This is a genomic window from Blochmannia endosymbiont of Camponotus modoc (assembly GCF_023585785.1).
Lineage (GTDB): Bacteria > Pseudomonadota > Gammaproteobacteria > Enterobacterales > Enterobacteriaceae > Blochmanniella.
Genome location: NZ_CP097765.1, coordinates 721685 through 746682, shown reverse-complemented (window position 1 = coordinate 746682; position 24998 = coordinate 721685). Strand labels below are relative to the sequence as shown.

The 24998-nt window shown below is 30.9% G+C and carries 21 protein-coding genes; 6 read left to right on the top strand and 15 right to left on the bottom strand.

Annotated elements, in window-relative coordinates:
• Nucleotides 1-195: 195 nt before the first annotated feature.
• Both M9396_RS03135 and ptsI read left to right on the top strand, forming a co-directional pair.
• Complete coding sequence (locus tag M9396_RS03135; RefSeq protein WP_250241389.1) at nucleotides 196-453, top strand: HPr family phosphocarrier protein; 258 nt, start codon at nucleotides 196-198, stop codon at nucleotides 451-453.
• Nucleotides 454-517: 64 nt separating this feature from the next.
• Nucleotides 518-2251, top strand: a complete 1734-nt coding sequence (gene ptsI, locus M9396_RS03130) for a phosphoenolpyruvate-protein phosphotransferase PtsI (RefSeq protein ID WP_250256654.1) — start codon at nucleotides 518-520, stop codon at nucleotides 2249-2251.
• 459 nt (nucleotides 2252-2710) lie between these two features.
• Here the strand turns inward: ptsI and cysA are convergent, their stop codons facing one another.
• Genes cysA through cysP form a run of 4 tightly spaced genes read right to left on the bottom strand, consistent with a single transcriptional unit; the run spans nucleotide 2711 to nucleotide 6515 of the window.
• Nucleotides 2711-3778 (bottom strand): sulfate/thiosulfate ABC transporter ATP-binding protein CysA, encoded by a 1068-nt coding sequence (gene cysA, locus M9396_RS03125; RefSeq protein WP_250241394.1) that lies wholly within the window; start codon nucleotides 3776-3778, stop codon nucleotides 2711-2713.
• Between the two features lie 21 nt (nucleotides 3779-3799).
• The gene (locus M9396_RS03120) at nucleotides 3800-4660 is read right to left on the bottom strand and encodes a sulfate ABC transporter permease (protein WP_284308598.1); all 861 of its coding nucleotides are present in this window, start codon (nucleotides 4658-4660) and stop codon (nucleotides 3800-3802) included.
• Entirely contained in the window at nucleotides 4660-5493 is an 834-nt protein-coding gene (cysT, locus tag M9396_RS03115) for a sulfate/thiosulfate ABC transporter permease CysT (RefSeq protein WP_250256653.1), read from the bottom strand. Before cysT ends, M9396_RS03120 begins: the two co-directional genes overlap by 1 nt.
• Nucleotides 5493-6515, bottom strand: coding sequence for a thiosulfate ABC transporter substrate-binding protein CysP (gene cysP, locus M9396_RS03110; protein ID WP_250241398.1), 1023 nt, complete (start codon nucleotides 6513-6515; stop codon nucleotides 5493-5495). Before cysP ends, cysT begins: the two co-directional genes overlap by 1 nt.
• Nucleotides 6516-7721: 1206 nt before the next feature.
• Between cysP and M9396_RS03105 the strand changes: the two genes are divergently transcribed.
• The 3 genes from M9396_RS03105 (at nucleotide 7722) to dapE (ending at nucleotide 12015) form a co-directional block, all read left to right on the top strand.
• Nucleotides 7722-8570 carry a transaldolase family protein gene (locus M9396_RS03105; protein WP_250256652.1) on the top strand — a complete coding sequence of 283 codons (849 nt, stop codon included), beginning with the start codon at nucleotides 7722-7724 and terminating at the stop codon, nucleotides 8568-8570.
• A 112-nt stretch (nucleotides 8571-8682) separates the two neighbouring features.
• Nucleotides 8683-10680, top strand: a complete 1998-nt coding sequence (gene tkt / locus M9396_RS03100) for a transketolase (protein ID WP_250256651.1) — start codon at nucleotides 8683-8685, stop codon at nucleotides 10678-10680.
• Nucleotides 10681-10860: 180 nt separating this feature from the next.
• On the top strand, nucleotides 10861-12015 hold the full coding sequence (gene dapE, locus M9396_RS03095) for a succinyl-diaminopimelate desuccinylase (protein WP_250256650.1): 1155 nt from the start codon (nucleotides 10861-10863) through the stop codon (nucleotides 12013-12015).
• A 174-nt stretch (nucleotides 12016-12189) separates the two neighbouring features.
• Here the strand turns inward: dapE and M9396_RS03090 are convergent, their stop codons facing one another.
• Together M9396_RS03090 and dapA are read right to left on the bottom strand one after the other, a co-directional pair.
• Complete coding sequence (locus M9396_RS03090; protein ID WP_250256649.1) at nucleotides 12190-12474, bottom strand: outer membrane protein assembly factor BamC; 285 nt, start codon at nucleotides 12472-12474, stop codon at nucleotides 12190-12192.
• Nucleotides 12475-12521: 47 nt separating this feature from the next.
• Nucleotides 12522-13421 carry a 4-hydroxy-tetrahydrodipicolinate synthase gene (gene dapA, locus M9396_RS03085; RefSeq protein ID WP_250256648.1) on the bottom strand — a complete coding sequence of 300 codons (900 nt, stop codon included), beginning with the start codon at nucleotides 13419-13421 and terminating at the stop codon, nucleotides 12522-12524.
• 465 nt (nucleotides 13422-13886) lie between these two features.
• Between dapA and bcp the strand changes: the two genes are divergently transcribed.
• Entirely contained in the window at nucleotides 13887-14369 is a 483-nt protein-coding gene (bcp, locus tag M9396_RS03080) for a thioredoxin-dependent thiol peroxidase (protein WP_250256647.1), read from the top strand.
• Nucleotides 14370-14503: 134 nt separating this feature from the next.
• Here the strand turns inward: bcp and upp are convergent, their stop codons facing one another.
• From upp to guaB, 9 genes are all read right to left on the bottom strand, one after another.
• Complete coding sequence (upp, locus tag M9396_RS03075; RefSeq protein ID WP_250242468.1) at nucleotides 14504-15130, bottom strand: uracil phosphoribosyltransferase; 627 nt, start codon at nucleotides 15128-15130, stop codon at nucleotides 14504-14506.
• Nucleotides 15131-16324: 1194 nt separating this feature from the next.
• Nucleotides 16325-16948 (bottom strand): urease accessory protein UreG, encoded by a 624-nt coding sequence (gene ureG / locus M9396_RS03070; RefSeq protein ID WP_250241412.1) that lies wholly within the window; start codon nucleotides 16946-16948, stop codon nucleotides 16325-16327.
• An 81-nt stretch (nucleotides 16949-17029) separates the two neighbouring features.
• Nucleotides 17030-17716 (bottom strand): urease accessory protein UreF, encoded by a 687-nt coding sequence (locus tag M9396_RS03065; protein WP_250256646.1) that lies wholly within the window; start codon nucleotides 17714-17716, stop codon nucleotides 17030-17032.
• Between the two features lie 464 nt (nucleotides 17717-18180).
• Entirely contained in the window at nucleotides 18181-19884 is a 1704-nt protein-coding gene (ureC, locus tag M9396_RS03060; protein ID WP_250256645.1) for an urease subunit alpha, read from the bottom strand.
• A 2-nt stretch (nucleotides 19885-19886) separates the two neighbouring features.
• The gene (locus M9396_RS03055) at nucleotides 19887-20195 is read right to left on the bottom strand and encodes an urease subunit beta (RefSeq protein WP_250242470.1); all 309 of its coding nucleotides are present in this window, start codon (nucleotides 20193-20195) and stop codon (nucleotides 19887-19889) included.
• 23 nt (nucleotides 20196-20218) lie between these two features.
• Complete coding sequence (locus M9396_RS03050; RefSeq protein WP_250256644.1) at nucleotides 20219-20521, bottom strand: urease subunit gamma; 303 nt, start codon at nucleotides 20519-20521, stop codon at nucleotides 20219-20221.
• Between the two features lie 14 nt (nucleotides 20522-20535).
• Nucleotides 20536-21372, bottom strand: a complete 837-nt coding sequence (locus M9396_RS03045) for an urease accessory protein UreD (RefSeq protein ID WP_250256643.1) — start codon at nucleotides 21370-21372, stop codon at nucleotides 20536-20538.
• A 398-nt stretch (nucleotides 21373-21770) separates the two neighbouring features.
• Nucleotides 21771-23348, bottom strand: coding sequence for a glutamine-hydrolyzing GMP synthase (gene guaA / locus M9396_RS03040; RefSeq protein ID WP_250241427.1), 1578 nt, complete (start codon nucleotides 23346-23348; stop codon nucleotides 21771-21773).
• A 140-nt stretch (nucleotides 23349-23488) separates the two neighbouring features.
• The gene (gene guaB / locus M9396_RS03035; RefSeq protein WP_250256642.1) at nucleotides 23489-24958 is read right to left on the bottom strand and encodes an IMP dehydrogenase; all 1470 of its coding nucleotides are present in this window, start codon (nucleotides 24956-24958) and stop codon (nucleotides 23489-23491) included.
• Between the last annotated feature and the right edge of the window lie 40 nt (nucleotides 24959-24998).

Below are 24998 nucleotides of genomic sequence, written 5' to 3'. Positions count from 1 at the left end.
CAATGAAAAAATATCTTTAGTGCATATTCTATTTTGAATGTGATATACATGGGAAAGAAACAAAAAATTAATAGATCATGTATACGTATAACAGTTTCATGCGTCTATGTTTCATTAATAAAAAATATTTAATTTTAGTAAATTTACATGAAAATAATATTTTTTATCATATTGTTAAATTAAATGGAGATAAAAATGTATCAAAAAGAAACTATAATCACTGCTTCCAATGGTTTACATACCCGTCCAGCTACTCAATTTGTAAAGGCAGCAAAAAAATTTAATTCTGAAATTACAGTAATCTCTAACGGAAAAAAAGCAAGCGCTAAAAGTTTATTTAAACTACAAACACTAGGTTTAAGCAAAGGATCTATAGTTGTCATTTCCGCCGATGGCACAGACGCAGAACAAGCAGTACAATATTTAATCGAGTTTATTACTGAACTTAAATAAACACAATATAGTCAATCAATATTCGGATAATTGCACTATTTATAACTCTAATGAAGGTAAAATTATGATTTCAGGAATTTCAGTATCACCTGGCATCGCCTTCGGAAAAGCGTTGCTATTACAAGAAAAAAAAATCCTTATCAATTTAGAAAAAATTAACATTGATACTATTGAACAAGAAATCAATCGATTTCTCTCCGGACGTTCCGAAACTTCCAGGCAATTGAAAGAAATTAAAAATAAAGTAAAAAAACAATTAGACTCTAAAAAAGAAGCTATATTTGAAGGCCATATTATATTACTAGAAGATGAAGAACTTGAACAAGATATTATTACTCTTATTAAAGAAGAATTATTCAGCGCTGATGCTGCTGTACATTCAGTAATTGAAACCCAAGCAAAAGCTTTAGAACAACTAGAGGATGAATATTTAAAAGAACGCGCTACTGATGTACGAGATATTGGAAATCGTTTATTAAAAAACATTCTAGGAATTCCAATTATCGACTTAAATTCTATTACTGAAGAAGTAATTATTATTGCAGTAGATCTTAGTCCATCGGAAACTGCACAATTAAATTTAAAAAAAGTTTTGGGATTTATTACTGATGCCGGCGGGAAAACTTCACACACCTCTATTATGGCGCGTTCTTTAGAACTACCAGCCATCGTAGGAACTGGTATAATTACAAAAAGAGTGTCCAATGGAGATTTTATAATACTCGACGCCTTAAATAACAAAATTTACATCAATCCAACCCCAGACATCATTAAAAATATAGACACATTAAAAAAGAAATATGTTTCTGAAAAATATGAGTTAACTAAATTAAAGAATCTCCCAGCTATTACTCTCGACGGACGTCAAGTACGAATATGCGCTAATATCGGTACGATACACGATATAGTTAGAGCTAAAGAAAACGGAGCTGAAGGAATAGGATTATATAGAACTGAATTTTTATTTATGAATCGTAATTCATTCCCCACAGAAGAAGAACAATTTAAAGCTTATAAAAATGCCGCTGAATCCATGATTAACGAAGCTGTAGTCATACGTATTATGGATATTGGGGGGGATAAAAATTTGCCTTACATGCACCTCCCAAACGAAGAAAATCCATTTCTTGGATGGCGCGCAATTCGCATTATGTTAGACAGAAAAGACATATTACATACTCAATTACGCGCCATCTTACGAGCTTCCTTTTTTGGTAAATTGCGCATAATGTATCCTATGATTATTTCAGTAGAAGAAGTAAAAACTTTAAATACAGAATTAAATTTTTTAAAAACACAACTACGTCAAGAAGGAAAAAAATTTGACGAAAATATTAAAGTAGGTGTCATGATCGAAACTCCTGCTTCTGCAATTATCGCTCATCATTTAGTTAAAGAAGTAGATTTTTTCAGTATCGGAACTAACGATTTAACTCAATATACACTTGCAGTAGATCGCGGTAATAAATTAATATCTCATCTATATAATCCCATATCTCCGTCTATTCTAATATTAATTAAAAAAGTCATTGAAGCTTCACATACTGTAGGAAAATGGACAGCTATGTGCGGAGAAATGGCAGGCGATGAACGTACTACTCTACTATTACTAGGAATGGGATTAGATGAATTTAGCATGAGCTCCATATCTATTCCACACATAAAAAACATAATCCGTAACGCATATTATCACGATGCAAAAAAATTGGCACAAAAAGCATTGAACTATTCAACCACAGAATCATTAATGCATTTACTTACGCATACACATGTATCAAATAATACACAAAAATTATAAAACTATTCTTTTGTCAAAACATTTATTATGATTAATAAACATATAATTTAACAACAAAAATTTTTTTATAATTTTATAAATAAATCATCGTATAGTTTATTTGAAAAAATTTAACCTAGTACTATACCTATATTTTATACACAAATAAAATAACCAATATATCGTATAAATAAAAACAATCTATTTCATAAATAGAATCAGCAATAATATATACAAAAAATTTTTTAATTGGCTATATATCTTCTTACAACATATTTTAAAATCTGATTACTCAAATAGCCTAATACCAAAAATTCATAAATAAAAAACCTAACTCTTATATACAACGATAAATATGAACATTATTAATTATCTACATACAACACTATCTACACCAAAACCATGCTCTAAATAAACCACACATTTGAAAACAATATTGACTACTAATTACATAAGTTACAGAATCTCAAAAAACATTAATTACAACACTATTTCCCCTGAATATAATCGTGCATTACGTCCGCTTAAATAGCAATATGCACCACATTCTGGAACACCAAAAATATCTTTAATTCCCAAAATTATAGTCAATAAATCTTGATGCCATCCTAAAGGCTCTACACTTAATTGCCAATAATAACCATGCAAACTGACATTTACAATCTTAGCCGGTAACGGATAAAGCACGTTATGCTCTTTACTCATATCCATCTCCCACGGACGAAAAAATAATTCTACTTTTCCTTGTAAAGCTGGAATATATGGTAAAGACCAATGATAAGGCCCAATAAATAATTCCGATCCACACACTACTCCTTGTAAACAATTCACTTCGCTTATAAACTCTAAAACAAAACGAGTAGCCGGCACACACCAAATATCCTTAGGTGTACCTATCTGTTCAATAACTCCTCGATTCATCACTACTATTCTATTAGCAACTTCCATAGCTTCTTCTTGATCATGTGTAACAAAAACACTAGTGAATTTAAATTCATTATGTAACTTGCGCAGCCAACGACGCAATTCTTTTCTAACTTGTGTATCTAATGCACCAAATGGTTCATCTAACAGTAAAATTTCTGGTTCAATTGCTAAAGAACGAGCCAGAGCTACACGTTGCTTTTGACCCCCAGAAAGTTGAGTAGGATATCTATTTGCCAAACGTTCTAATTGAACCATACTTAATAATTGCGTAACTTTTTTACTAATTATATGAGAATTTGGGCGTTTATGGCGCGGCAACATTCTTATTCCAAAAGAAATATTATCTGATACTGTCATATGACGAAACAAAGCATAATTTTGAAAAACAAAACCAACATGACGATCACGTGCACTAAGATGGCTAACATCTTTACCTCTAAAACGCAAACAACCACTATTATAATGTTCTAGCCCAGCAATAATACGTAGTAATGTGGTTTTTCCAGAACCGGATGGTCCTAATAATGCTATTATTTCTCCAGATTCAATATGTAAAGAAACATTAGTCAATATTTTATCATGACCAAAAAACTTGGTGATTCCATCTATCTCAATGCTCATTTCTTATCCTTGATCATAATATTAATTAGTACGTTTTAAACGACTTTGTAAATAATGTTTAATAAACAACATAAGAATTGAAATACAAGCTAATAATGATGCCGCAACGAATGCGCCTACAGTATTATAATCTTGATATAATAATTCTACATACAACGAAACAGTATATGTTTCACCCCGTATTAATCCTGATACTATAGATACTGCTCCAAATTCACCAATAGCACGAGAATTAGTAAGAATAGCCCCGTATAACAAAGCCCAACGAATATTTGGAAAAGTAACATAGCGAAACATCATCCAACCAGATGCTCCAAGAAGTATCGCTGCCTCGTCTTCCTGTCTTCCTTGATTCACCATCATAGGAACAAGCTCATGTACCACAAAAGGACAAGTAACAAAAATAGTAACTAACACTAATCCTATCCATGTGAATATTATTTGTATATTCTGCAAATCTAACCAATTTGCTATTGCATTATTGTTTGCATAAAGCAATAAATACAATAATCCAGCAATTACTGGAGAAATAGCGATGGGTATATTTATTAAAATATACAATAACTGTCTTCCATAAAATTTAAAACGAGTCACTAACCAAGCCATTAATATGCCAAAAAATACATTAATAGGTACCGTAAATAACGCTACAATAACCGTCAAAAAAATAGCATGTAACATATCTTGATTTATTAAATTTACTATTACTATTTTTAGACCTTCTGAAAAAGCAGATACAAAAATCACAATTACAGGAACTAACAATAACATCATTGATATAAACATAGTGAAACTAATTAGAATCCATTGATTCCATTTAATACTACTGTTATAATTATTATTGTAATTTCTATTGACATAATTATTTAACATGCTGATCATTAAGATCCCTGAAACCTCTTGTTTATTCGTAATTGAAACATACTAGTAAAAAATAATAATAATAAAGAAATAATTAAAATTACAGAAGCAATAGCACTGGCAGCTGGGTAATCAAATTCCTGTAAACGAATAAAAATAATTAAAGAGATAACTTCATTTTTCCAGGCAACATTTCCAGCTATAAAAATAACCGCGCCAAATTCCCCTAAACTTCGTATGAACGACAATACTACGCCATACAACCAAGCTGGTGCCAATTCTGGAAAAATTACATTACAAAAAATTTGCCAATCATCAGCTCCAAGAGTTTCTGCTACTTCTTCGTATTCTACAGTAAACTCTTCTAGCACCGGTTGTACGGTTCGTACTACGAATGGAATACTTGTAAAAATCATAGCAATAGATATACCTATCCACGTATATGATACTGTGATGCCAAATCGAGATAACCAAGACCCATACCAACCTGATGTTGAAAACAACGTTGCCAAAGTTAATCCCGCCACCGCGGTAGGCAAAGCAAAAGGTAAATCTATTAACGCATCTAATAATTTCCTACCAGGAAATTGATATCTAGTTATTACCCATGATACCAACAGTCCAAATATAGCATTAAATAATGTTGCTGCCCCGGCAGCTAATAAGGTGATTTGATAAGAAACCAATAATGCTGGATCTGTAATTACATCCCAATATTGAGAAAAACTCATCTGAGATAATTGCATAACTAACGCACTTAAAGGTAATAATAGAATCAAACAAACAAACAATAAACTTCCACCCAGTGCTATACCAAACCCAGGTAAAGTATGTTTAAATGAAGAAAATAACATCAACGATGTCCTATTGATAATAATTGATCTAATTCACCACCACGTTTAAAGTGCGTATTCATAATAGTATTCCAATTACCAAATTGATCCTCTATTCTAAATAATTGACTCCCAGAAGATCCATTCGGATATATTTGAGCAATGTTAGTTGTGTTGACGCGGTACCCAAACTTGGTAATAATCTTTTGTGCTGCAGGGATGTATAGGTAATCTAAATAAGCTCGTGCTACATCTTTGGTTCCATTTCTAATGACGTTTTTATCTATCCAAGTCACTGGAAATTCTACCAAAACATTCGGAGTGGGTATAACAATTTCATAATTATTGAATCCATATTGACTTCGAACTAATTTTGCTTCAGATTCAAAATTAATTAGCACATCTCCTTGATTACGATCAACAAAAGTAGAGGTAGCAGCGCGTCCTCCAGTATCAAATACTTCTACATTTTTCAAAAATTTTTGCATCCAAATTCGAGTTTGCTCTATATCTCCGTCACTATTTTTTAAAAAAAAACTCCAAGCCGCTAAATAAGTATAACGTCCATTCCCAGAAGTTTTAGGGTTAGGAAATATTATTTTCAAGCCTTTATTAGTTAAATCATGCCAATTATAAATTCCTTTTGGATTACCTCGTCTCACCAAGAAAGCCATAGTTGAAAAAAATGGCGAACTATGATTTGGAAATCGATCTTGCCAATTTTTAGGAATTAAGTGTCCGCGATCACACAAAATTTGTACATCTATCACCTGATTATATGTCACCACATCCGCTCGAAGTCCCTGTAATATAGCCATAGCTTGTCTAGTAGATCCTGCATGAGATTGACGAATGATTAACTTATCTTCAGGATGAAGATCCTTCCAATATTCGATAAAATCAGAATTAATCTTTAAAAATAATTCTCTAGACACATCATAAGAACTATTTAATAAAATAGTTCCATATATTGGAACGCAAAAAACACAATATAATAATGTTGTCACTTTAATTATTTTTAAAATAATATGCATAATAATCATATATATCCGAATACAAACATATCTACTCAAAATAGAGATTTTTCTTTCAGTTGATAGAATATCATTATATAATACATGCGTAATTAAGACATAGACTGCACGCAAATTTGTATTTGCACACAATTTTTGCAACTAATTATTAATTGAATGAAATTTAAATCAATCATATATTTGATTAATTTTTTCTATACTTCTCTCTGTAAAAATACTACCATATTCAATATTATAATTTATAATAAAATATAGTAATATTATCTTTATTTTTAAACTGCATAAAAAAGATCTTATATAAAGATATAAAGATAATTTAAAAAATGATTTCTACATATAAATATAGATATTTTCGTTAAATCGACTTAAAACCTAAAATAATTCTCAATATAATCATATAAATAATTAAAATTTAAAAATTAAAAAATAATTCTGTTGTAATAAATCATTTATGTAACAGATGATTATCTTTATGTATTAAGATTTTCGATTAATTTTATACAATTTAAGCGATGCTTATTATGGTTAATACTACAATAAAATTTGTGCTGTACTATAATTGTAATATAAACAAAATAGCCCGTTGCAAAAGAAAAATAAAAATAATTATTTTAAATAAATTCAAATATTATTTTTTACTGTCAATTAGTTATGTACTACACAACATATAATTTTATTATAGAAAGATCATACAATATAAAAAATTAAACCACCTATATAATCTTAAATGCCATCACACATGACATAATAACATTCACGCTTCAGAATCATTGCTTATGATGTATTATATGTAATGTGATATTAATCACATAGTATAATGTACTTTTGTTACACTCTAAAAAATAAAATCTCATGAACTTAATGTTTAAAACATTACTTCAATCATAATAATATTTACAGTTATATAATAAAACTACAATCAACATGAAATTATGATGATAATAATAATTTTTACTATTTTAATACAATCACCTGACATACAGATGTACGCACATTAATTAATAAAGTGTTTATAGATACACAATGTTCACACATCTCATATTGAGATATATGATACAACTTGTATAATATATATATTATAAAACATGTTTTGATAGAAATAAAACATACAATAAATAATATTTATAAGTATAAATATTATTTATTGTATGAATGTAAAATGATTATAAATATCGTTAACATTACTCAATTATAATAGGTAATACGGAGTCAGTAATGAATCCATCAAATGGTTTAATAAAAATTTCCGTAATTGTAGAGAATATCAAAAATATTGACACCATTCGGTATTACCATCCACGTAACAATGCTATTACTAATCCGTTTCTTACTCTGAAACCATTTTTTAGTTCTCATTGCAAATTAATTGGATATACAATAATTTATACTGTAAAAAAAAATGATGTTACACGTATTAGTACAATTAACACAATAAATGAGTTAAACAATCATATCGACACTAAAATTTTAGACAATATTCCAGGACATTCCTGCATAAAAATGCATATAATATCTTCTTCTAATAAATATTGTAGAATAAAAAAATACTACAAATTTATCGCAATCTATAAAAATCAAAAGACAAATTCAGTTTATTTTATTATAAAAATCACTATCAATTGGAAAAACATAAAAAAAATAACAGAATTAAAAAAAAACAATATCCAAATTAATTTAATACTTTTACTATCTTTATATCAAAAATGCACATATATCAAATTAAATCTATATTTCATTTATCCATTTATAAAGCTTATTTGCAACTGGTATAGTCAATATGTACTATGCAGTATTTATAATTATCCTAACATCATACAAAAAATAAATAAAAATTATTTTGACCATAATAAATATTACGAAAACAATATTTCTATAAATACTAATTTATGTACAGATGACCCAATAATAGTTACAAATGAATATGATTACTTAACAAGTGCTAAGAAATTACTCAAGCAAGACGGTCAATTAATTTTTCATACACAACTTGTCAAATTTTGTGTATTTTCTTTTTTAAATAAAAAATTTAATAAACCTATTTCTGTGTATAAATTAAACTTTTAAAAAATAATAAAATAAGTATGAAAAAATTCACTAAACGTATTCGATAATTCTCTACAAGAGAGAAGAATTTATAATCGTTTAATTAAAACATTCAATATTAGGAAAACACTTTATGTTATCAGAAAAAATATTAGCTAATGCCATACGTATATTGAGCATAGATGCTATACAACAAGCTAATTCTGGGCATCCCGGATGTCCCATGGGTATGGCGGATATTGCTGAAGTATTATGGAGGGATTACTTAAATCACAACCCAAACAATCCTAATTGGATTAATAGAGACCGATTTGTTTTATCTAATGGACATGGATCAATGCTGCTATACAGCATACTACATTTAACAGGATACAAAATATCTATAGAAGATCTAAAAAATTTTAGACAATTAAATTCAACAACACCCGGTCATCCAGAATATGGGCTTACCGATGGAATTGAGGTTACAACAGGTCCTTTAGGACAAGGTCTTGCTAACGCTGTAGGGTTTGCAATTGCTGAACGGACACTAGCAGCTCAATTTAATCGCGCACAGTTTAATATCATCAATCATTATACTTATGTATTTTTAGGAGATGGATGCATGATGGAAGGTATTTCTCATGAAGCTTGCGCGCTAGCTGGGACTATGAAATTAAATAAATTGATTATATTTTACGATAATAACGGTATTTCTATAGACGGGAATGTAAAAGAATGGTTCACAGATGATACTGCCATGCGTTTTGAATCTTATGGATGGAATGTAATACGTAATATAAATGGACATAATAGAAATTCTGTTAAAGCTGCAATTGATCAAGCTAAATCCACATTAAATAAACCATCATTGTTAATATGTAATACTATTATTGCTTTTGGAGCTCCAAATAAAAGCGGAACACATAGCGCTCATGGCGCTCCATTAGGAGCAGAAGAAGTGGCTGCTACTCGAAAAGCGCTTAATTGGGATGAACCTCAATTCGTCATACCAAAAGCAATATATAAATCATGGAATGCCACGATACTGGGACAAAAAAAAGAAGATAATTGGCAACAACTTTTTCGCAAATACCAGGTTACCTATCCTAATTTAGCAAAAGAATTAATAAGACGAATACAACGAAAATTACCCGAAGATTGGCATAAAAAAACACAAAAATTTATTGAAAATTTACAGGTGCATTCTCAAAATATTGCTACACGTCAAGCTTCTCAAATTACAATTGAATTTTTTTCTAAAGAATTGCCAGAGCTTTTTGGTGGATCAGCAGACTTAACACCCAGCAATTTGACAACTTGGTCTCAATCTTCTTCTATTATGAAAAATCCTGCCGGAAATTATATTCATTACGGTGTACGTGAATTCGGAATGACTGCTATTGCCAATGGAATTGCTAATTATGGAGCTTTTTTACCTTATACTGCTACATTTTTAACATTTGTTGAATACGCACGCAACGCGGTTCGCATGGCGGCATTAATGAATAGTCATCATATTATGATTTATACTCATGATTCTATTGGATTAGGAGAAGATGGTCCAACTCATCAACCTATAGAACAATTATCAAGTTTACGCATGACTCCCAATGTAATAGTATGGCGTCCCTGTGATCAAGTAGAAACAGCAGTTGCCTGGAAATCAGCAATTGAACACCATGGACCAACCGCATTGATTTTATCTAGACAAAATCTCATGCAACAAGAACGCACATCAACACAAATTAATAACATTACTCGCGGAGGATACATTCTTAAAGATTGTCAAAATATTCCTGAATTAATTATAATTGCTACTGGATCAGAAATAATATTAGCAATACAAGCATATCACCGATTAACTGATGAAGGCTACAAAATACGAGTCATCTCATTACCTTCTACTGATATATTTGATCAGCAAGATAAATCATACCGTGAATACGTGTTACCAAATACAGTAATTAATAGAATAGCTATCGAAGCTAGCAGCACTGACTATTGGTATAAGTATGTTGGAATATATGGTGAGATCATTGGTATGAACACATTCGGAAAATCAGCTCCATCACATCAATTATTTAAATTTTTTGACTTTACTGTAGACTACGTGATCAATAAATCATATAAATTACTCAAAAAATCCTAAAACAACAGATCACCAAAATGTTTAATTTTTATAAAAGGCATCTATTATATACGACTATACCGATATTTGTCGGTATAGTCGTATATCTGAATTTTGTATTAATTATATATATGATTTATTCGTGTGAATTATTAAATTTAAAATAATTTAATCAGAACTATTACCACGAGAAAATATAAAATGGATTATTCAGAACTAATAACATTAGCTCAAAAATTAATTCAGCAACCTTCGGTTAGCTCAAACCATCATAGTTGTCATGAAATAATTGCAAATTATTTAGAAAAACTAAATTTTAATGTAGAATTAATGCGCTTTGATAACACTCTTAATCTTTGGGCATTTCATGGTTGTAAAAAACAACAAAAATGCACAACATTATTGTTTATTGGACATACTGATGTAGTCGATCCTGGGGATCTTCAATGCTGGGATTACCCCCCGTTCTCAGGATTAGTGCATAATAATATATTACATGGACGAGGTGCAATTGATATGAAGGGGGCATTAGCAGCTATGTTAGTAGCCGCTGCCAATTTTATCGACCAACATCCCAATTATCAAGGACGAGTTGCGTTTCTTATCACTTCTGACGAAGAAGGCAGTGGCATCAACGGAACCACAAAAGTTGTAGAATCTCTAATTGCGCGCGATGAACATATAGACTATTGCATAGTCGGAGAACCATCCAGTCAAAATCAACTAGGTGATGTTATAAAAAATGGTAGACGTGGATCGCTTATTGGACAACTGACAGTACATGGATCTCAAGGACATGTAGCATATCCTCAATTCTCTAAAAATCCAATACATTTAATCATTCCAGCGCTGTCAGATTTACTAAACACTACATGGGATCGAGAAAGAAGTATATTATTTCCTCCTACTTCTATACAAATTACTAATATTTATTCTAATAATAACAACAATAATGTTACCCCCCATGCGGTTATATTAAATTTCAATGTACGCTTTAATGATAAATGTTCTATTGACAATATTAAAAGATACATAAATGAAATATTCACACGTCATACTTTACCTTATAATATCGATTGGAAACTTTCTGCGGAGCCTTATTTTAGTAACCCTGGACAATTAACTAATGTTGTAGTCAATGCAATTAAATATTACCAAAAATTTGAACCTCGATTAGAAACTACAGGAGGTACTTCTGATGGGCGTTTTATAGCTAAAATGGGGACAGAAGTCATAGAATTAGGAGCACGTAACCATATGATTCATAAAGTTAACGAATACATTGATCTAATTGATTTAAAATTACTTAGCTCTATATATAAAAAAATTATAGAAGATTTAATACTAGTACAATAAATGCATAATGTATTATTGTAACAGCTCTGAGGCTAAGATACATTTTTTATTATGGGAATATATATATGAAGGAGCAATTTAATAACCGAATAATAAACATGTAGTAATTATTTTTTAATACATATATTGAAAATAATTTCAACAAACAGGCATTACCTGATACTTATATTAAAATTAATCTTCAATGTTAATTAAACATGATTCATGTGACATATCTGTAGAAAAAATTGACGGAGGACATATGTTTAGTTGTTTACCTACTTTTTGAGAAATGATGTTATCTTCTCTGATAACATCAGGAACAACATAATCATCATATGATATAGGTAATGCGCCATCTAAATCTTCCGGTATATTTAATTCCTCCAAAGATGCAACATCTAAATATGATAAATCACCATTCAGCTTACAACGATCTTCCTTGCATATTCCGAAAGAACAAGCTGATAATAATACCATACACAAAATCTCTAAAAAAGTTAACATTATAACCCTTATACAAATAATTATTTATAATTAGACCGATCATAAAATAACCCTGAATCTATTAAAGCTTTTTTTAGCACATCACGATGTACTTCAGATAAAACAGTCATAGGCAAACGCAAAACATAATGCGATATTAATCCTAATTCTTTGCAAGCCCATTTCACTGGTATAGGATTAGAATCAATAAATAGCGCTTGGTGCACAGGCATCAAGCGCTGGTTAATATGTTGTGCGTTTGAAAAATCGTTTTCATTTGCTAACTTACATAACTCAGCCATTTCCTTTGCAGCAATATTTGCTGTAACGGAAATTACTCCAACTCCCCCAAGTTTCATAAAATCTAATGCACTTAAATCATCTCCGCTCAACAAAATAAAATCTTCATGAACTAACTGTTTTAATTGATTTACTCGATTTAAGTTTCCTGTCGCCTCTTTAATACCAACTATATTTTTTATCTTTGCTAAACGAGAAACAGTAATCGGTAACATATCGCAACCAGTACGTACTGGAACGTTATACAATATCTGAGGTAACTCTGTGCTTTCTGAAATAGCCTTAAAATGCTGAAATAATCCTTCTTGATTGGGACGATTATAATAAGGGGTTACGCTTAAACAAGCTGCTATATCACTATCATTAAATTTATTAGTTAATTCAATCGCCTCTGCCGTTGAATTAGCACCAGTACCCGCTATAATGGGCAATCTACCATCGCTAAACTCTAAGGTTCGCATAACCACATCAACATGCTCTTCATGTGTAAGCCCAGACATCTCTCCAGTTGTACCGACGGAAACAATAGCTGACGTACCACTAACTACATGATGATCAACAAGTTTTTTTAAACTTATTCGATCTACAGCACCCTTTAGATCCATTGGGGTAATTAACGCTACTATACTTCCCGTAAACATGAATTATTGTCTCCAATAAACAGAATCTGTAAAATATTGTTATTCAATAAAAATATCCCAATAAAATGGAAAAAATATCAAACAAAATATTTATCGTTCTTCATATATAACAAACAATACCGTCATTTTTAATAATATTAAAATATATATTTATTAATAAACATGCTTATCTTTTACTACCGTTTAATATTTTAAATTAATTAAAAATTATTTTCATTATATTTTTAATTATTAAGTAAATTATTCTTCGTTAACAATATGTTGAAATATTATAATTTAAAATTCTTTAAAAATAGTTTAATCGCTTTCTTATATTAAATCCTAATTTTTCATGACCATACATAAACATAAAATTTTTTATTAAATAATTTATGTATATTTCTATACAGAAGTTGAAAATAATATTAAAATTAATCGTGAGTTATCTAATATGTATATAACTATTAATTATTGGTGGAGCATACAATGGCATTATTACAGCCTGGAGACACAGTACCTCAATTTAATTTACCTGATCAAAATGATGTTTTAGTTAGTATTGATTCGTATATAGGAAGAAAAAAAATTCTTATTTATTTCTATCCTAAAGCTATGACACCAGGATGTACTATACAGGCATGTAAATTAAGAGACAATATGGATACATTCAGAAAATTAGGTATAGAGGTAATTGGAATTAGTAACGACAAATCAGAAAAACTTTTAAAATTCTCTGAAAAAGAAATGCTAAACTTTACTTTACTTTATGACGAAAACTGCCAAATTTCCAAGAAATTTGGAGTATGGGGAGAAAAAAAGTTTATGGGAAAAACATATAACGGCATACATCGTATTAGTTTCATCATCGACCAAACTGGTACTATCGAACAAGTATTTAAACATTTTAAACCTATTGATCATGATCAGATCGTATTACGTTATCTAAATAACAAACATCAATCACATTGATAACAGCATATGCATATATATATGCATTCATCTTTATATTATTATTAATTATTGACGAAAAATCCATAATATAAGATCCATATAGCAAATAGATTTAAAACAATTAAAAAATTCTTAATATAAAAGATTATATATTATTTAGTTCCAAATGTTTTATCGCCAGCATCTCCAAATCCTGGTATAATGTAACCATTTTTATTAATTTTTTGATCTATAGAAGCTAAATATAATTCAATATCTGGATGTTTTTCTTCTAAGGCTTCAATTCCTTCTGGGGCCGCCACTATCGATAAAACCTTTATATTATTACATCCAAATTTCTTTAATAAATCAATAGTAGCAATTATTGATCCACCAGTAGCTAACATAGGATCTAACACCATAGCCATACGTTCATGAATATTGGAAACTAATTTATGAAAATATGGAATCGGCTCAAAAGTAATTTCATTACGATAAATCCCTATTATACTAATACGTGCGCTTGGAAGATGCTCTAATACACCATTCATCATGCCTAATCCAGCGCGTAAAATTGGTACCACTGTTATTTTTTTTCCCTTAATACGCGCAATTTTCACCAATCCACACCACCCTTTAATAGTTACTATTTCCATTTCTAAGTCATCGGTAGCTACATAAGTTAATAAACTGCCTAATTCTGAAGACAATTCTCTAAAACGTTTAGTGCTAATATCACAAATACGCATTAATCCTAATTTGTGACGTACTAATGGATGTTTAATTTCAACTATTTTCATATCAATTTTGTTCTCCATGAAAGCAAATACTCAAAACTGAGCAATTATACTTTCAAATATCAATTTAAATAATATCCCATATTTAGATAATAAATATGGGATATTATTTAAATTGATATTTGAAGAATTTTATTGATAAAATAAAAACTCACTTGTAATATATTAAATCATTTACTCTCCTATATACAATGCAAACCAAATGTAAACATAGGATTATTTAACATAATCTTCTAAATTTAATTAATAGATATCATTTTACGTTACAACTATTGCAAATAGTATCATTATCTTGTGTTTAAAAATAAAATAAATATTCAAATACAGTGTGTTATGATAACAATGTACTTATCTATAAATAAACTAATATAAAAACGTCTATACCAAAAATTAGAAGTATGATTATGAATATTTCATGCTATTTTGACAATAATTAAAACTTCTATATATTCATTCACGTAAAAATCGTTCACGTCAAAATAAATACAATAAACAACCGAAAAAATTATTTAATAATTAATTTTTTAAATCCATAAAAAAATCAATCCCTTCAAAAACGAAAATAAATAACTTTTATTAATTTTAATTTAATATTTTAAATAAAAAAACACATTTTACAATGAAAATGCATTTCCATACTTTAATAAATAATAATTTTAGAATTAAATAAAAATATATATTTCATAGAATATTTGTGATTTTTTATCAATAAATGTTACAATGGGGTTGTTTTAATAATTTTCTTATTGTTATTTATGAAAAGAAAAAAGAAAAAAATACGCGTTGCCAAATGGATATTATTAATTAGTTTTACAATATTATTTGCTAGACTAATCTACGCTTCTATAAACGCTTGGAATTACCACAAAACCTATAATAACAATGTTGTTACTCCTCCTACTCTACTATATAACATTAATTAAACAATAATCTATCTATGATAGTACTACCGCTCTAGAATGTTACATACGGAAACGCCGCGTCCATTAAGTTAATATTTAATTAAATAATTTTTATATTTCTCGTTCTGATATCAAGCGACCGTCAAAACGACAAAACACAAATATAAGTAGATGTGAAACATCTACTTCAAATACATAATTAACATATATATCTATATAATTTTTAAAAAATTCATGCATTTATTTTTCATAAAAAAATCATTATTACGAAAAAATTTCAATGAACTATATTGTTCTACCGAAAAGATAATCGTTGTGTCAAAATAAAATCAACAACAGATTGTACACCATAACCTGTTTTTAAATTAGTAAAAGACCACGGTAAACCTTTACGCATAATATTTGTATCACGATTCATTATTTCTAACGATGCTCCCACATATTCAGCTAAATCAATTTTGTTAATTATTAAAAAATCAGAACGTGTAATACCTGGTCCACCTTTTCGCGGTATTTTATCACCTGCAGCTACATCAATAACATATAGATTTAAATCTGACAATTCTGGACTAAAAGTAGCACTCAAATTATCTCCACCACTTTCAATAAAAATAATATCCAAATTATTAAATTTTGATATTAATTCTTCTACAGCTAATAAATTCATAGAAGCATCTTCACGAATAGCAGTATGTGGACATCCTCCAGTTTCTACTCCAACAATACGGTCAGCCGACAAAGCATTTGCATCTATCAAAATACGTTGATCTTCTTTAGTATAAATATCATTGGTTACTACCGCTAATTGATAGCTATCCTTCATTCTTTTACATAACACTTCAAGTAATGCGGTTTTACCTGATCCTACAGGACCGCCTACACCTATACGAAATGGTTGTTTATATTGATTTAATAACAAAATGCATTTTCCCTCAATTAAAAATTGATTATCCACATAATATATTCTAAATACGTATATTTTATTAAAAATAAAATACTTTTAGGAACGAAATAATCGTGAATATTGTGTCTCATGACAGGAGGATGCTATGGATTGCAACGGAAAGCCATTGCCCAATTCATGATCTGTTATCATATCAGATTTCTTCCAATCATTCGGAAGGCGCTCCACCAAAGATCTTAATAATTTCTGAGCAGTTATTTGCCCAAAAGGCACTAATTTCAGTCCCGTCATTGTAGCAGATTCCAACATATTATAGGCATACCCTAACGCTAAATTTTCTAAAGAAATATCCCACATATACCCTAACCATGCTATAGATGCTAAGCCACTATGTTCTAAAGCCGATAACCAAGTCCCACCATCCGTAAATGGATACCATTGCAATATGATTCTCGACAACGCTTTTCCGCGTTGTTGTTCTTCTAATCTAAGCTCATGAGTATCGCGATAAGACAATATCCTTAATGCACATTGAAAAAAACTCATTTCATCTTTAATTTGAGTATAATAGTAGCAACGCTTAAGCATCGGCCACTCTAAATAAATTAATGGCCCATCAATCCATTGTTGTTGCCAAGAATAAAAAGTTTCTACAGAATTAACCCAATTACATTCTACCGCCCACTCTAAACCTTGTGAATAAGAAAAACCTCCCACAGGAAAGTTAGAACTAACCAATTGCATCAAAGACAAGACTGAACTAATACCGTGATCAGCACACATAATTATAATAATCTACATAATATGTATAAATTACTAATATAAATATCATTGTAGTCTCGAATTATTACAGAAATAACAATCACAAAAAACTCTGTTTCTTTATTCGCAAGAATATTTATTTTAGTATATCAGCAATTTTGTTTAAATATACTTAATACATACCACGATACATTATATTGTAAATCTTATTAATAAGAATATATAAGTGTAAATATAACATTAAACTCTACCTATATCATAAACATCCATCCTTATAATATATTTATTTGGATTTCCAGTTATCTCCATACAATATCATTAAAGATCACTAAACATTACAAATCACATATACAATTCTTCATTACCACCGAATATTATAACACTAATAATTTCTGTTATTATCCCAATACCAAAAAATTATTCAAAGCATTTAATAAAAAACAATATCCACATCATATATATATCACATGTGATTATATTTCATATTAAAACAGAAAATAACGTTGTGACATTGGTAATACAGATGCGGGCTCACAAGTTAATAATTCTCCATTAGCACGTACTTGGTAAGTCTGAGAATCTACTTCAATAATTGGTTGCCAAGAATTATTAATCATATTCTTTTTTTGAATATCTCTGCAATGACGAACCTCACCAATCAAACTAACCAACTTTAAATAATCTGTTAACTCTGAATTATAAGCAACTTGAGATACAAAAGTCATACGTGTAGCATGTTTTGCTTTACCAAGTGCTCCAAACATTAATCGATAATGTACTGGTTGAGGAGTCGGTATAGAAGCATTAGGATCTCCCATAGCAGAAGAGATAATCATACCGCCTTTAATTATTAACTCTGGCTTAACTCCAAAAAAAACAGGAGACCATAATACTAAATCTGCCAATTTTCCTATTTCAACAGAACCAACTTCATGAGAAATTCCATGAGTTATCGCCGGATTAATTGTATATTTAGCAACATACCGTTTTACGCGAACATTATCATCATATCTAGTAGCATCACCTAATAATGAACCTCTCTGTAGTTTCATCTTATGCGCTGTCTGCCAAGTACGTAAAATCACTTCTCCAACTCGTCCCATAGCTTGAGAATCAGAAGAAATCATAGATAAAGCTCCAAGATCATGTAGTACATCTTCAGCTGCAATTGTCTCCCTCCGAATTCTAGACTCTGAAAATGCCATATCTTCAGGAAGATTAGGATTCAGATTATGACAAACCATCATCATATCTAAATGCTCATCTATTGTATTAACAGTATAAGGCATAGTAGGATTAGTAGATGATGGTAACACATTGGTAAATCCACACATGCGTATAATATCTGGAGAATGTCCTCCGCCTGCGCCCTCAGTATGATAAGCATGCACTGTTCTGCCTTTGATAGCAGATAAGGTATCTTCAACAAATCCTGATTCATTTAAAGTATCAGTATGAATAGAAACCTGAATATCAAAACGATCAGCCACATTCAAACAACAATCGATAGCAGCAGGAGTTGCACCCCAATCTTCATGCACCTTTAAACCAATCGCCCCTGCGATTATTTGTTCTTCTAAAGCATCAGGGAAAGAAGCACTACCTTTACCGGTAACCCCAATATTAATAGGCAAGGTGTCTGCTACTTGTAGCATACGAGATATAAACCAAGGACCTGGAGTACAGGTAGTTGCATTACTTCCTGTTGCTGGTCCAGTGCCACCTCCGATAAATGTAGTAATTCCAGAACTCAGTGCTTCTTCTACTTGCTGAGGACAAATAAAATGAACATGAGCGTCAATTCCTCCAGCTGTAACAATTTTACCTTCCGCTGCTATTATCTCTGTTCCAGGGCCAATAAATATTGTCACATCTGGCTGTACATCCGGATTTCCTGCTTTTCCAATACCTGATATACGCCCATTATTGATACCAATATCTGCTTTTATTATTCCCCAATAATCAATAATTATTGCATTAGTCAATACTAAATCAACACAATCTTTACTACTCATTTGGCCTTGACCCATACCATCTCGTATAACTTTGCCTCCCCCAAATTTTACTTCTTCCCCATACACAGTAAAATCTTTTTCTATTCTTATCCACAATTCAGTATCTGCTAATCGCACAGAATCACCAATAGTTGGTCCAAATAGAGAGACATAATTATGTTTAGATAATAACATAACTAATCTAACTTTCCCATAATGGCTTTACAAAACCCATAAATTTTACATGCACCTGCATATCTTACAAGTTCCACGGTCCTAAACTGTCCTGGTTCAAAACGTATTGCTGTTCCTGATGGAATATTTAAGCGAAACCCACGAGCGATAACTCGATTAAATTTTAAAGCACTATTAACCTCATAAAAATGAAAATGAGAACCAATCTGTATGGGTCTATCTCCAGTATTTACAACGGTTACTAACACTTTTTGTCTTCCAACATTCAATTCTATATTTCCATGAGAAATGTAGAATTCACCTGGTATCATAATATTATTGGTATCTTCATTCATTAAATTATTGGATCATGTACTGTTACTAATTTGGTTCCATCACTAAAAGTAGCTTCCACTTGTACATTAGTAATCATTTCAGGCACTCCTATCATAACATCATCTCTAGTCAATACGTTTTTACCTATATCCATCAATTCTGCAACACTTTTCCCTTCACGAGCACCCTCCAAAATTACAGAGCTAATTAATGCTATCGCTTCTGGATAATTTAATTTTAACCCGCGATTTCGACGCTTTTCTGCTAACAATGCTGCCGTAAATAACAATAATTTATCTTTTTCACGAGGTAATAACTTCATAGATCTTCCTTAGCTTATGTCAGCCAAATACGAGGTAGCATAGCTTTTCTCCCCATTATAAAAGGACGTATAACATACCAAATATGATGAAGCATTTTTTTTAAATACTGATTATCATTACCTAATAATCGTACTACAAGAATCTCATCTAACAATGTAGCGCCTCCAACTTGAAAATGTTTAACTGATGTTATTAATTTACGTACCTCATATAATATTTTTTCATCCGATGGAACAGCAAAAAGTAAAGCACTTATTCGGAATCCGCCTAACTTCATAACACAATTTGATTCATTAATCCGCAAACGTTCCTGTAATCCAATCGAATCAGATAAACAAATATTCAAATGGATATCTACTTCCTCTGGATAAATAGAAGTTCCTAATGATAAATTTCTAAAACATAACATATCAAATGATATAATTCTAGATCCTTGTTCTATAATAAAAGTAGTATCTATTTTTGCTTTAGATTTAGGAAAAAAAATACTGCTTTGAGGAACCCATTCTAAAGCAGTATTACGTGCTAACCTAAACGTATGTTTCTGTTCTGCATACATACCGTTACTACGATAAAATTTAGCAGCACCAGGGGTCGTTAATAATACCCGGCTATCTGACTCCAATTTAACATCCAGTACCAATTTGTCCCCTCCCACTAACCCACCAGGAGGATGTAACAAATATACATGTGGAATGTCATCATTTTCCGAGTAAAAAACCTTTTTCACGTAAAATGGACCAACATGCCTGCATTTAGTCAACACACTACGTCCACCACGTAAAGCAAAATTTAATCTTAGCTCCGCTAGCCAACCGTCAATCAACTTCCGAGATAATTCGTCACTCATTCAAATGAAAAATAAAATATTTTCAAAAATTAAAACAATAAATCCATTAAAAAAATTATTAAAACAATAATAACTACATTAACTTTTATTAAACACTATGAAATAATTATCATGCATATATATATTTATTTATTTTTAAGTAGAGAAAACACCTCTGCAAGAAATACAGAATAATCCACATAAATACAAATCCTCATGACATACATACTTATTTAATTTTACAGCATTCATCACATACTCTTCCTGTCTTATTATAAATTTTTTACTATTGATACACATTTAGTAAGTAAATTATAGTACTCCCACTATGGAAACACATATCTAAATTATCGTCACATAAAACAATAAAAGCACACAAAAATATTCAACCTATAATATATTAATATTATACAATACATTTATTCCCATTCAATAGTAGCCGGAGGTTTTGAGGAAATATCATACACCACACGAGATACTTCCTCAACTTCATTGACGATACGATTAGATACCTTGTTTAAAAAATCATAAGATAAATAAGCCCAATGCGCTGTCATAAAATCTATAGTTTCCACTGCACGAAGAGCAATTACCCACTTATACTTACGCTGATCACCCTGTATTCCTACTGAATGCGTCGGTAAAAATACTGCGAAGGCCTGACTAATTTTAGAATATAAATGTTCACGCTTAAGTTCTTCGATAAAAATCAAATCTACTCTACGTAAAATATCACAATATTCTTTTTTTACTTCACCTAATATTCTAATAGCTAATCCAGGTCCTGGAAATGGATGACGATAAGCTATATCGTAAGGTATCCCTAAATCCAATCCAATACTGCGAACTTCATCTTTAAATAAATTTCTTATCGGCTCTAGTAATTGAATATTCGTAATTCCACAAAAACCACCTACATTATGATGCGATTTAATCACATTTTTAAAAGAAGATAAAGATACACCAGATTCAATAACATCTGAATATATAGTACCCTGAGCCAACCATTTTACAGCTACTAAATTGCGAATTTGCTCTTCAAAAACTTCTGTAAAAACTCTACCAATTATTTTTCTTTTTTTCTCTGGATCGTTAACTCCAATCAAAGCATTGAAAAATCGTTGTTCTTTCGACAGATAAATAATATCTAAATTACAATTTAGAGCACAAAAATTTTTAATTCGATCAAATTCATAATTTGATAATAACCCATTATCAATATAAATACAGATAAACTGATGACCAATTGCGCGTCGTAATAATAAAGCTGTAACAAGGGAATCAATGCCACCTGAAAACCCAAGAACTACTTTATCATTACCTACTTTTACACGAGTATCCATAACAATATCATCAATAATATTCGCTATTTTCCAAGAAGATTTACAGCGACAAATACACGTAATAAAACGTTCTAAAATACTTTTTCCTTTTTTAGTATGAGTAACTTCCGGGTGAAATTGAACACCATATAAATGACGATTTTCATTAGCCATCATAGCAACTTGTTGATGCTTATTAATACCAATAACCGTAAAATCTTTGGGAACAGTAGTAACAACATCCCCGTGACTCATCCATACATCAAGAGCAAAACGCCCCGTAACGCCATCAACATAATCATAGATATCATTTATAAGAACGCTTTTAGAAAGAATTGTTACTTGAGTACAACCAAATTCACGCTGCGCAATAACACGTTCTACTCGTCCACCTAATTGAAACGACATAATTTGCATACCATAACAAATTCCAAATATCGGCACACCTAATTGAAACACAAATTCAGGAATATACGGAGAATAACTATCGATAACACTATGAGGACCTCCAGAAAGAATAATACCATTAGGATTAAATGCATATACTTGAGATTCACTGATGTTCCAAGAACAAGATTCAGAGTATACTCCTAATTCACGAATTCTTCTCAACAACAACTGAGTGTATTGAGATCCAAAATCTATCACTAAAATACGATAATTGTTACATTTCACATTATAGATTATTCTATTATTTATATTAATCTATCATTGATCAACGACACATTAATGATCAACAACGTTCATTGCACCACACCGCACAAACTGCAAAAATAATGCATTCATACACACTTAAACTTAACTGACTATAATAATCATCGTAAACGATAATTAGGCGATTCCTTTGTTATTATCACATCGTGCACATGACTTTCCTGCATGCCCGAATAGCTGACGCGCACAAACCTAGCTTGCGTTCTCAAATCATTAATAGTAACGCAGCCCGTCAAACCCATACAAGAACGCAAGCCCCCCATCAATTGATGTATAATCGTCTCTAATTTTCCTTTGTAAGGAACACGTCCTTCTATCCCTTCCGGAACCAGTTTATGAGTAATAACAGGATCCTGTTGTTGAAAATATCTGTCAGCAGAGCCTTGAGACATAGCCCCTAAAGAACCCATACCTCTATAAGTCTTAAAAGATCTACCCTGATAAAATTCTATATCTCCTGGAGATTCCTCTGTACCTGCTAGCAACGAACCAACCATTACACAATGTGCGCCAGCCGCTATCGCTTTAGCAATGTCACCAGAAAACCGAATACCACCATCTGCAATAACCGGGACATTCGTATTTTTTAAGGCCTCTGCCACATCAGAAATAGCTGTAATTTGCGGAATCCCTACACCAGTAACAATACGAGTTGTACAAATAGAACCAGGTCCAATACCAACTTTCACTGCGTTAGCACCAGATTTGACTAATCCTAATGCACCTTCTTTCGTAACAACATTGCCCCCTATAATTGATAAATTAGGATACATATTTCGAATTGTTGCAATACAATCTAATACTCTCTCTGAATGCCCATGAGAAGAGTCAACAAGTAATACATCTAAACCAGCATCAACCAATCCTTCAACACGCTCTTTATAATCCTTTCCTACTCCAATAGCAGCTCCAACACATAATCTTCCATAATTATCTTTACACGCATATGGTTTACGTTCTGCTTTTTCAAAATCCTTTGCGGTGATCATACCTTTAAGACGAAATGAAGCATCAATTAACAAAATTTTTTCTACTCTTTTATCATGCATTTTACTTAATACTACTTCTCTATTTTCCTTTTCTAACACTGTAATCAAACGTTCTTTAGGAGTCATAACAGAAAAAACAAAATTTGATAAATCACTGACAAACCTAACATCACGACTCGTAACGATTCCAACTAACTCATTTGTGTTCATCACAACTGGATAGCCGGCAAATCCATTGCGAGAAGTCAACTCCTTCACTTGCCGTAAAGTCGTATCAGGAGTAACACATTGAGGATTTGTTACTATTCCACTTTCATAACGTTTAACCCGACGCACCTCATTAATCTGTTGATCCAAAGACATATTTTTATGAATAAAACCCACCCCGCCTTCTTGCGCTAAAGCAATAGCTAAACTTGCCTCAGTCACTGTATCCATCGCCGATGATACAATAGGAATGTTCAAAGAAACAGCATTAGTCAAAAAACTTTTTAAAATCGTCTCCGCAGGAAGTACTCTCGAACGAGACGGAACGATCAACACATCATCAAAAGTCAAAGCCTCTTTAACAAAAGTCAACATTACAATTATCAGTACACCCTAAACTACAATAGCGACACTG

What these genes read in the sequence shown, in the direction of transcription:
- ptsI (WP_250256654.1), top strand. Translation starts at nt 518, where the DNA reads ATGATTTCAGGAATTTCAGTATCACCTGGCATCGCCTTCGGAAAAGCG.
- dapE (WP_250256650.1), top strand. Translation starts at nt 10,861, where the DNA reads ATGGATTATTCAGAACTAATAACATTAGCTCAAAAATTAATTCAGCAA.
- bcp (WP_250256647.1), top strand. Translation starts at nt 13,887, where the DNA reads ATGGCATTATTACAGCCTGGAGACACAGTACCTCAATTTAATTTACCT.
- M9396_RS03050 (WP_250256644.1), bottom strand. Translation starts at nt 20,521, where the DNA reads ATGAAGTTATTACCTCGTGAAAAAGATAAATTATTGTTATTTACGGCA.
- cysT (WP_250256653.1), bottom strand. Translation starts at nt 5,493, where the DNA reads ATGTTATTTTCTTCATTTAAACATACTTTACCTGGGTTTGGTATAGCA.
- M9396_RS03120 (WP_284308598.1), bottom strand. Translation starts at nt 4,660, where the DNA reads ATGATCAGCATGTTAAATAATTATGTCAATAGAAATTACAATAATAAT.
- M9396_RS03045 (WP_250256643.1), bottom strand. Translation starts at nt 21,372, where the DNA reads ATGAGTGACGAATTATCTCGGAAGTTGATTGACGGTTGGCTAGCGGAG.
- ureC (WP_250256645.1), bottom strand. Translation starts at nt 19,884, where the DNA reads ATGTTATTATCTAAACATAATTATGTCTCTCTATTTGGACCAACTATT.
- guaB (WP_250256642.1), bottom strand. Translation starts at nt 24,958, where the DNA reads ATGTTGACTTTTGTTAAAGAGGCTTTGACTTTTGATGATGTGTTGATC.
- M9396_RS03105 (WP_250256652.1), top strand. Translation starts at nt 7,722, where the DNA reads ATGAATCCATCAAATGGTTTAATAAAAATTTCCGTAATTGTAGAGAAT.
- dapA (WP_250256648.1), bottom strand. Translation starts at nt 13,421, where the DNA reads ATGTTTACGGGAAGTATAGTAGCGTTAATTACCCCAATGGATCTAAAG.
- M9396_RS03090 (WP_250256649.1), bottom strand. Translation starts at nt 12,474, where the DNA reads ATGGTATTATTATCAGCTTGTTCTTTCGGAATATGCAAGGAAGATCGT.
- cysA (WP_250241394.1), bottom strand. Translation starts at nt 3,778, where the DNA reads ATGAGCATTGAGATAGATGGAATCACCAAGTTTTTTGGTCATGATAAA.
- upp (WP_250242468.1), bottom strand. Translation starts at nt 15,130, where the DNA reads ATGAAAATAGTTGAAATTAAACATCCATTAGTACGTCACAAATTAGGA.
- M9396_RS03135 (WP_250241389.1), top strand. Translation starts at nt 196, where the DNA reads ATGTATCAAAAAGAAACTATAATCACTGCTTCCAATGGTTTACATACC.
- M9396_RS03065 (WP_250256646.1), bottom strand. Translation starts at nt 17,716, where the DNA reads ATGTGTGCTGATCACGGTATTAGTTCAGTCTTGTCTTTGATGCAATTG.
- tkt (WP_250256651.1), top strand. Translation starts at nt 8,683, where the DNA reads ATGTTATCAGAAAAAATATTAGCTAATGCCATACGTATATTGAGCATA.
- M9396_RS03055 (WP_250242470.1), bottom strand. Translation starts at nt 20,195, where the DNA reads ATGATACCAGGTGAATTCTACATTTCTCATGGAAATATAGAATTGAAT.
- cysP (WP_250241398.1), bottom strand. Translation starts at nt 6,515, where the DNA reads ATGATTATTATGCATATTATTTTAAAAATAATTAAAGTGACAACATTA.